This is a genomic window from Corallococcus sp. AB032C, assembly GCF_003668935.1.
Taxonomy (GTDB): domain Bacteria; phylum Myxococcota; class Myxococcia; order Myxococcales; family Myxococcaceae; genus Corallococcus; species Corallococcus exiguus.
In genome coordinates, this window is sequence record NZ_RAWP01000051.1 from 56,599 (window position 1) to 64,935 (window position 8,337).

Consider the following 8,337-nt stretch of genomic DNA (forward strand, 5'->3'; position numbering starts at 1 on the left):
TTTCGGGGCCTACTCGCGAACGGCGAGCGGCGCGGCGGGAACGGAGGGGCGGGCCGCGGCGGCGGTGGAGGGCAGGGACATCACCTCCACGCGCAGCTGGTCGTCCTTCGCCTGGGGGGCGCCCGGAGCGCCCACGCTGGCGCGAGCCACGTAGCGGTCCGTGGACGGAGCGATGCGGTCCAGGAAGGGCTGCGGCATCAGGCCCATCACCGCCACCAGCACGATGAAGGGGGCCGTGGTGAGCATCTCGCGCAGGTTCATGTCGCGCAGGTGCTGGTTCTCCCGGTGCGTGATGCTGCCGAAGAACACCTTCTGCACCATCCACAGCATGTACGCCGCGCCCAGGATGACGCCCAGCGTGGCGAACGCGCCGAAGCCCAGGGGAAGGGTGCTCTTGAACGTGCCCATCAGCACCAGGAACTCGCCGATGAAGCCGTTGGTGCCCGGCACCGCCACCGACGAGAAGGTGATGATGACGAACGCCGCGGTGAACACCGGCATCACCTTGGCGATGCCGCCGTAGTCCGACATCAGGCGCGTGTGGCGACGCTCGTAGAGGAAGCCGAACAGGAGGAACAGCGCGCCCGTGGAGATGCCGTGGTTGAGCATCTGGTACGCGCTGCCCGTGGCGCCCTCACCGGTGACGGCGAGCAGGCCCAGCATGCAGTAGCCCAGGTGGCTGACGGACGAGTACGCGATGAGCTTCTTGATGTCCCGCTGCGCCAGGCACATCAGCGCGCCGTACACGATGCCGATGACAGCCAGCACCGCGAGGAACGGACGGGCCGCGTGCGCCGCCACGGGGAAGAGCGGGATGGCGAAGCGCCAGAAGCCGTAGGTGCCCATCTTCAGCATCACGCCGGCCAGGATCATGGAGCCCGCCACCGGCGCCTGCACGTGCGCGTCCGGCAACCAGGTGTGCACCGGCCACATGGGGACCTTGATGGCGAACGCCAGCGCGAACGCGGCGAACATCCACGGCCCATACGTGTGCAGCGTGGCGGCCATGCCCGTGAGCGACGCGCACGCGCCCTCCGGGCCGTTGGTGCACGCGGCGAGCTGCTGATTGGCGGCGAGCAGGTTGTTGTAGAGCGTGCCGTAGTCGAACGAGCGCACACCCGGGCCGCCGCTCACGAAGTACACCGCCACGATGGCCACCAGCATCAGCAGCGAGCCGACCAGCGTGTAGAGGAAGAACTTCACCGCCGCCATGCGCCGGTCCTCGGCGCCCCACACGCCCACCAGCAGGTACATGGGGATGAGCATGGCTTCGAAGAAGATGTAGAAGAGCAGGACGTCCATCGACGCCAGCGCGCCCAGCATCGTCGTCTGGAGCACCAGCAGCGCCAGGTGGAACTCCTTGATGCGGTGGCTGATGTACGTGGTGGAGGCGAGCACCACCAGCGGCCCCAGGAACACCGTCAGCAGCAGCAGGCTCGCCGCGAGTCCGTCCAGGCCCAGGTGGTAGCTCATCCCGAACTGCTGGAACCACGGGACGCGGAACTCCATCTGGAACTCCGCGCCGGAAGGCTCGAAGCGGAGGTACGCCCAGACGCCGAACACCAGGTCCAGCAGCATGCCCACGAAGGTGATGGCGCGGACCTGTCCGTGCTCGGACGCGGGCAGCATCAGCACCAGCGCCGCGAACACGAGCGGCAGGTAGATGACGACGTTCAACAGGTGGGTGTCGAAGAAGCTCATGAAAGCACCTGCACGAGGGCGTAGACCGCGCCGCCCAGGATGGCGAGCGCCATGATGGCGGCGTAGGCCTGCGCGTCACCCGTCTGGAGCCGGCGCAGCCCGAGGCCCACCTTCTCCGTGACGTACGCGGTGCCGCGCACCAGCACCGTGTCGATGACGAGCGCGTCCACCACGCGGAAGAGGATGAAGGCCACGAACTTCACCGGCCGGATGAGGATGAACTCGTAGAGCTCATCCACGTAGAACTTGTTGAGCGCCGTGCGGCGCACCGCGCGGGCGAAGGCCGGCACGGGCTGGCCCACTCGCGAGGGGAAGAACTTCAGGTAGGCGAACGCCGCGGCCGCGCCGCCCGCGAGCGCCCACATCCACGCGAAGGCGTAGTCCCCGAGGGTCGGCGTGCTGGTGTCCAGCTGCACCGTCTTGGCCACGCGGGCCACCGTCTCCGCCGGGCGCAGCACGGGGGACAGGAAGTTCTCGAACACCGGCTGCATCCCGCCGCCCACGCGGGGCATCAGGGGCAGGGCGTAGGCGAAGGTCACGAAGGCGAGGAACGCCAGGATGACCAGCGGCAGCGTCATGTGCCACGCGCTCTCGTGCGCGTGCGCCAGCTTCGCTTCCGGGGACCGCTTGCCCGTGAAGGTGAGCAGGTAGACGCGCGACATGTAGAACGCCGTGGACGCGGTGATGAGCAGGCCCATCACGTAGACGAAGGTGGAGACCCACTCCAGGCCGTGCAGGTGGTTGTGGTGCACGCCGTGGAAGATGGCGTCCTTGGAGAAGAAGCCGGACATGATGGGGAAGATGCCGGTGATGGCCAGCGTGGAGATGAGGAACGTGGCGTGCGTCCACTTCATCTCCTTCCACAGGCCGCCCAGCTTCTTGATGTCCGTCTCGTCCCCGTTGCCGTGCATCACGCTGCCGGCGCCCAGGAAGAGGCAGGCCTTGAAGAACGCGTGCGTCATCAGGTGCATCGCGGCGGCCCAGAAGACGCCCATGCCCACGCCCATGAACATGATGCCCAGCTGGGACACCGTGGAGTAGGCGAGCACCTTCTTGATGTCGTCCTGCGCGAAGGCGATGAGCGCCGCCAAGAGCGACGTGAGCGCGCCCACGATGGCGATGGTCGCCATGGCGGTGGGAGAGAGCACCAGGAGCGAGCTCATGCGGCAGAACAGGTACACGCCCGCGGTCACCATCGTGGCGGCGTGGATGAGCGCGGACACCGGCGTCGGGCCGGCCATCGCGTCCGGCAGCCAGACGTAGAGCGGCAGCTGCGCGCTCTTGCCCGCGGCGCCCAGCAGGAACAGCAGCATGATGGACGTCATCACGCCGCCAAAGGTGTAGCCCGCCAGCGGCCCGGACTCGATGGGCGTGGCCAGGGACACCGCGCCGCCCGTGCCTTCCGGCAGGGCCAGGGCCAGCTTCTCCAGGCCCTTGAAGGTGACGGGGCCCTTCTGGGAGATGCCCTGCTCGTAGCGGGCGCGCGACGTGGACGCCGCGTTGTAGTCCCGCGCGTCCGCCTGGCGGTTGAAGGCGCCCACCGTGAGGATGAGCAGGAACGTGGCGATGAGGAACGCGAAGTCACCGATGCGGTTGGTGACGAACGCCTTGCGGCCCGCCCACGCCTTCGCGCTGTCCGTGTACCAGAAGCCGATGAGCAGGTAGCTGGCCATGCCGACGCCCTCCCAGCCCACGAAGAGCAGGACCAGGTTGTCGGCCATCACCAGCGTGAGCATCGCGGCGACGAAGAGGTTCAGGTACGCGAAGAATCGCCAGTACCCATCGTCGTGCTCCATGTAGCTGGTGGAGTACAGGTGGATGAGGAAGCCGACGCCCGTGATGATGAGCAGCAGGATGCCCGACAGGTGGTCCACCAGCAGGCCGAAGTTCACCCGGAAGTCACCGGCGGCGAACCACGTCCCGTAGTCGTGCGCGATGGCGTAGCGGATGGTGTCCCGCTCGATGCCGAACGGGTTGACCATGCTCACCACGCGCCCGCCGGCCGCGTCGCTGGTGGCCCAGAAGGCCAGCAGGCTCAGCACGAAGGCGCCGGCGATGGCGGAGCACGCCACCAGGTGCACGTTGGCCCGGCCCAGCCACTTGCCGAACACGCCGCACACGAACGCGCCCAGCAGCGGCAGCAGGATGATCAACCCCAGCGAGGGCGAAAACACCTCCGGGGGGATGGGTGCGGTTCTGAAGAACTCGACGAGGGATCCGTCCATGGGTGTGCTCAGGGGTGACGGGGCGTTAGTGCTTCATCGTCCGGATGTCGTCGACGTTCACGGACCCGCGACTGCGGAAGACCGCGATGACGATGGCCAGACCGATGGCCGCTTCCGCGGCCGCCACGGCGATGACGAAGAAGGCGGACACGTGCCCGGTGCCTTCGCCGTGCATGCGCGCGAAGGCCAGGAACGTCAGGTTGACCGCGTTGAGCATCAGCTCCACGCACATGAAGACGACCAGCGCGTTGGTGCGCACCAGCACGCCGAACATGCCCATGCAGAAGAGGGCCGCGGCCAGCAGGAGGTAGTAGGTGATGGGGACCATTGGGTTGTCCGGAAGGTCGCGAGGATCAGATGCGGGACTTGGCCACCACCACCGCGCCCACCATGGCCACCAGCAGGAGCAGGCTGACCGCTTCGAAGGGCAACAGCCAGGTGGTGAAGATGGTCTCGCCGATGGCCGCCATGGTGCCGAACGCCGCCTGGCCCCGCGCGTCCAACTGCGCGGGCTGCGCGTTCACCCGGCCCAGCGTCACGGCCAGCACCGCCAGCAGGCCCACCGCGGAGGCGCCGCCCAACAGCCGCGTCACCGTGGGCTTTCCGCGGTGCGGGGCGTCACCCAGGTTGAGCAGCATGATGACGAACAGGAAGAGCACCATGATGGCGCCCGCGTACACGAGCACCTGGATGACGGCGACCGTGTGCGCCCAGAGCAGCACGTAGATGCCGGCCAGGAAGAAGAACGTCGACACCAGGGCCATGGCGGAGTTGATGGGGCTCCGCGCGGTGATGACCAGCCCCGCCGACAGCAGCGTCATGACGGCGAAGACGCCGAAGAGGACCAATTCGATGTTCAAGACCAGTCTCCGAAGGAACCCCAGGGGTGGTCACCGAACGGGCAGCGGTGCTCCCGTACGTGAGCCTCGAACTCGTCCCGGAACCGCATGAGGAAGGAGTGCGTGGGCAGCGCCGCCGCGTCACCGAGCGCGCAGATGGTGTTGCCCAGGCCGATGGGGGGGTAGGGCGCGATGGAGGAGGCGACGTTCGACAGCATGTCGATGTCGCTCAGCTCCGCGCGGCCTTCCTCGATCTTGCGCAAGAGGCGCGTCTGCCAGGGCGTGCCCTCGCGGCACGGGGTGCACTGGCCGCAGGACTCTTCCGCGTAGAAGCGGGCCACGCGCCAGAGGCTGCGCACCATGCAGGTGGCGTCGTCCATCACGATGACGCCGCCGGAGCCGGCCATCGTCTGCTTCATCTTCAGCGCCTCGAACTCCAGCGCCACGTCCAGCTCGTCCGCGCCCAGCACCGGCGCCGAGGAGCCGCCCGGGATGACCGCCTTGACCTTGCGGCCCTTGGGCATGCCCTGGCCGTACTGGTCGTCGTGGATCAGCTCCAGGATGGTGGTGTGCATCCCCACCTCGTAGACGCCGGGGCGGTTCACGGAGCCGGACAGGCACACCAGGTGCGTGCCGCCGGACTTGTCCGTGCCCAGCTTCGCGTACCACTCCGCGCCCTTGGCGAGGATGGGGGGCACGCTGGCGAGCGTCTCCACGTTGTTCACCACCGTGGGGCTGCCGAACAGGCCCACCACCGCGGGGAAGGGAGGCTTCAGGCGGGGCCAGCCCTTCTTGCCCTCCAGGGACTCCAGCAGCGCCGTCTCCTCGCCGCAGATGTACGCGCCCGCGCCCCGGACCACGTAGCAGTCGAGCGCGAAGTCCTTGCCCATCATCGTCTTGCCGAAGATGCCGGCCTTGTAGGCCTCATCGATGGCGGCCTGGGTGCGCTCCGCCTGGAACTTGAACTCGCCGCGCAGGTACACGTAGCAGGTGTGCACGCCCAGCGCGTACGACGCGATGGCGATGCCCTCCAGCATCATGTGCGGGTCGTTCTCCAGGATGTAGCGGTCCTTGAAGGTGCCCGGCTCGGACTCGTCCCCGTTGACGGCCAGGTACTTGGGCTTGGGGCTGTCCTTGGGGACGAAGCTCCACTTCAAGCCCGTGGGGAAGCCCGCGCCGCCGCGGCCTCGGAGGTTGGACTTCTTCACCTCGTCGATGATGGCGGCGGGCTCCATGGAGAGAGCGCGCTTGAGCCCGTCATAGCCGCCGCGCGAGCGGTAGCTGTCCAGGGTCCAGGACTGGGGCTTGCCCCAGGCCGCCGAGATGACGGGTTCGACCGCCTTTGCCGTAGAGGCCATGGATGAACGTCCTAGGAAAGCGAGGGGGAGGAGGGGCGACTCACGACAGCCGGGCCAGGATGGCGTCCAGCTTCGCCTGGGTCAGGCGCTCGTGGTGATCCTCGTTGATCTGCAGGCAGGGCGCCGTCCCGCAGGACGCCAGGCACTCCGTCTCGCGCAGGGTGAACTTGTCGTTCGTCTCCCCGGCGGTCAGGCCCAGCTTCTGCTCCAGGTAGGCGAGCATCTTCTCCGCGCCCCACAGGGAGCAGGAGAGGTTCGTGCAGACGTCGATGACGTACTTGCCCGGCTTCTTGAGGTGGTACATCACGTAGAAGCTGGCGACCTCGTAGGCGCGCTCCGGCGTGACCTCCAGATTCTTCGCCACCAGCCGCAGACCATCAGGAGGCAACCACCCCTTGAGGTCCTGCAGCAGGCGCAGCGCGGGAAGCATGCCGGCGCTTTTGCGATCAGAGGGGTAGTGCGAGAGGATTTCCGCGATCCCCGCGTCGAACTTCTTCTGCTCTTCAGGAGTGAACAGGGGCTCCGCCATGGCGGGCCGTACGTATTGCCGCAATGGCTTCGTTGTCAACATAAACCCTCGGCGGTAGACTGGGCCGCCCTCAGCAAATTACCGAGCGATTTCAACCCCTTGTTATGAGCCTGGACCCTGCGGACCAGCGGCAGCACCCTCGCATCCCCACCATCCTCCGGGTGGACTACGCCCATGGGCGTCCGGTCCGGGACGTGACGGAAAACCTCTCCACCGGAGGGTTCTTCGTCCAGACCGAGCAGCTCTTCGCGGTGGGAGATGAGCTGCGGCTTGCTCTTTCTTTCCCGGGACTGCTGGATCCGGTAGAAGTCGCCGGGACGGTGGCGTGGGTGCGCCTTGCCGCGCCCGATCAGCCGGGCGGCGTGGGCATCCGTGTGGAGAGCGAGCAGGACCGGCGGCGACTGGGTGACATCTTGAGTGCGGCGGGACCCAACGACAACGCGGCGACCCCCTCTGAGCAGGACGGGTTCCGTGTGCTCATCGTCGAGGACAACCCGCACATCATCGAGATGTACAGCTACGTGCTGAAGAAGCTCGCGAGCAACGACCTGCACGGGAAGGTGCCGCTGGAGGTCCACTTCGCCCCGGACGGCCACCACGCCCTGCTGCGGCTGCGCGAGGACCGCTTCAGCCTGGTGATGCTGGACCTCTACATGCCCGTGATGGACGGCTTCGCCCTGGTGGAGCGCATCCGGGAGGAAGAGGAGCTCAAGGGCATCCCGGTCATCGCGATCTCCGCGGGTGGCAAGGAGGCCCAGGACCGGGCGATGCAGCTGGGGGTGGATATCTACCTGCGCAAGCCCGTGCGGTTCGTGGAAGTGCTGGAGACGGTGAAGCAGCTCCTGCGCATCCGGTAGGACCCGGGTGATTCCCCAGGCGCTTCTTCGTCGCGGCAGACGTTGAAGCGCCGGGCGGGTGCCGCGTAGAGTCCGCGCACCCATGACGAAGCCCGCCATCCATCGTGACACCGTCAGTGGAGAGGCGCTGCTCATCCTGCAGAATCTGCGGGAGAACGGCCGCCTGGGACGCTCGAACAAGCTGGCCGACGTGAAGGCCGCCCTCGAACCGTCCGTTTCGCTGGAGTTCGACAACTACTTCTTCTTCCTGCGCAAGTTCCACTACATCGCCATGGACCGCGAGGCCCAGCTGAAGCTCACCGAAACGGGTGAGCGGGTGGTGGAGGGGGACCTGCAGGACCGGTTCGCGTCGGAGGTCGACGACTTCTTCGCGGATCAGCTCCTGCCGGTGGAGGACGCCCCGCACATCGGCCGTCCGCTGGACGAGGACGAACCGATGAGCGTCCCGCCGCCGCCGCCGGAGCTGCTCCTGGACGAGGCGGAGGTGGATGCCTCCTCGGCCGGGGCCTCCTCCCAGTCCCAGGTGGGGCCGCCGCCGGTGCCGCCGTCGCGCACGCACCGCGTGGCGATGCCGGCGCTGGACCTGGCGCAGGCCGCCACCCAGATGCAGCCCGCGCAGCCGCCGCCCATCGCGACGCCGCAGCCCCAGCCGGCGTTGCGCCAGGACGGCCCGGCGGAAGGACGCCGGGAGACCTTCATCGGGTTGCCGCCAGCGCCCGCGTCCCAGCCCGTTGTCGTGACCGCGCCGCTTCCCAGCGCGTCCCAACCGCTCATCATCACCCCTCCGCTCGCCGCCGCGCCCGCTCCGATGCCCCCTCCCGCCTCGAC

At 67.8% G+C, this 8,337-nt stretch carries 7 protein-coding genes and 1 pseudogene; 2 read left to right on the forward strand and 6 right to left on the reverse strand.

Annotated elements, in window-relative coordinates; translation table 11 throughout:
• Nucleotides 1-9 precede the first annotated feature (9 nt).
• Genes D7X99_RS22525 through nuoE form a run of 6 tightly spaced genes read right to left on the reverse strand, consistent with a single transcriptional unit; the run spans nt 10 to nt 6,652 of the window.
• The gene (locus tag D7X99_RS22525) at nt 10-1,701 is read right to left on the reverse strand and encodes a NuoM family protein (RefSeq protein ID WP_121779570.1); all 1,692 of its coding nucleotides are present in this window, start codon (nt 1,699-1,701) and stop codon (nt 10-12) included.
• Nucleotides 1,698-3,926, reverse strand: coding sequence for an NADH-quinone oxidoreductase subunit L (gene nuoL / locus D7X99_RS22530; protein ID WP_120594063.1), 2,229 nt, complete (start codon nt 3,924-3,926; stop codon nt 1,698-1,700). Before nuoL ends, D7X99_RS22525 begins: the two co-directional genes overlap by 4 nt.
• 25 nt (nt 3,927-3,951) lie before the next feature.
• Entirely contained in the window at nt 3,952-4,254 is a 303-nt protein-coding gene (nuoK, locus tag D7X99_RS22535) for an NADH-quinone oxidoreductase subunit NuoK (RefSeq protein WP_120527355.1), read from the reverse strand.
• A 25-nt stretch (nt 4,255-4,279) separates the two neighbouring features.
• On the reverse strand, nt 4,280-4,786 hold the full coding sequence (locus D7X99_RS22540) for an NADH-quinone oxidoreductase subunit J (RefSeq protein ID WP_121779571.1): 507 nt from the start codon (nt 4,784-4,786) through the stop codon (nt 4,280-4,282).
• Nucleotides 4,783-6,123, reverse strand: coding sequence for an NADH-quinone oxidoreductase subunit NuoF (nuoF, locus tag D7X99_RS22545; RefSeq protein ID WP_121779572.1), 1,341 nt, complete (start codon nt 6,121-6,123; stop codon nt 4,783-4,785). Before nuoF ends, D7X99_RS22540 begins: the two co-directional genes overlap by 4 nt.
• A gap of 40 nt (nt 6,124-6,163) precedes the next feature.
• On the reverse strand, nt 6,164-6,652 hold the full coding sequence (gene nuoE, locus D7X99_RS22550; protein WP_120579121.1) for an NAD(P)H-dependent oxidoreductase subunit E: 489 nt from the start codon (nt 6,650-6,652) through the stop codon (nt 6,164-6,166).
• Between the two features lie 104 nt (nt 6,653-6,756).
• On the opposite strand from nuoE, the gene D7X99_RS22555 reads away from it, so the two are divergent.
• Nucleotides 6,757-7,509, forward strand: a complete 753-nt coding sequence (locus D7X99_RS22555; protein ID WP_121758465.1) for a TIGR02266 family protein — start codon at nt 6,757-6,759, stop codon at nt 7,507-7,509.
• Between the two features lie 82 nt (nt 7,510-7,591).
• Nucleotides 7,592-8,337 (forward strand): annotated as a pseudogene (locus tag D7X99_RS22560) (serine/threonine protein kinase); the annotation flags it as partial.